At 52.5% G+C, this 663-nt stretch carries 1 protein-coding gene; it reads left to right on the top strand.

All coding sequences use genetic code 11. The annotated features are described in order from the left end of the window. Positions 1-663 (top strand): hypothetical protein (locus N1032_RS25795; RefSeq protein WP_259543467.1); only part of this gene is annotated, 663 nt, incomplete at both ends.

The raw sequence follows: 663 nt of genomic DNA, 5'->3' as shown, positions 1-663 counted from the left end.
AGACATGACAGTTGGTGAAGCGGAAGGTCGTCTTGCTCAGTATCGAGCTCAGAAAGCTCGTCAGGAAAATGCTGCTGGTATGGCTCAACAGCCAGGTCCACGAGTAGAACCTGAAGGTGCTGCTCCTGAAGTGTCACCAGAGGCCGTACAAGCCGCTCAGGCAGCCGCAACAGAACGTGCTGCTGGGTATGTGCCACCTCGTGAAAGCGAAGCTGTACGTGCGTCTCAGGAAGCACAGCAGGCTGCTCCACAAGAGCCTATTCCAGAAGCTACAGAAGCTCGTCAGTTGACTCCAGAAGAATTGGAAGCTGCTCGTCGTGCTGCAACTGAGAATGCTGCTCGTAACATTCGTCCACAAGAAAGTGAAGCTGTTCGTCAATCTCAGACTCCTCCTGAACCTGAGGCACAACCTGCTCCAGAAATCACACCTGAACAGATTGAAGCTGAACGTGCTCGTCGTACTGCTGAAGCTGCTAAAAACGTTCCGCCTAAGGAGTCAGAAGCAGTGAAAGCTGGACGTGAAGAGACCGCCCCAGAAGGGGAGGCTAAAGCAGAAGAAGCTCAGGCTGCGGAACCAAAAGAGACAGATGTGCGTGAAGGTGAAAGTTCAGAAGAGCGTACAAAACGTGTTGCTGAAATGGCTAAACGTCCAGCGGAAAAACG

This window comes from Herbiconiux daphne (assembly GCF_024979295.1).
GTDB classification, from domain to species: Bacteria; Actinomycetota; Actinomycetes; order Actinomycetales; family Microbacteriaceae; genus Herbiconiux; species Herbiconiux daphnes.
This window is presented reverse-complemented; position numbering and strand designations above follow the sequence as displayed.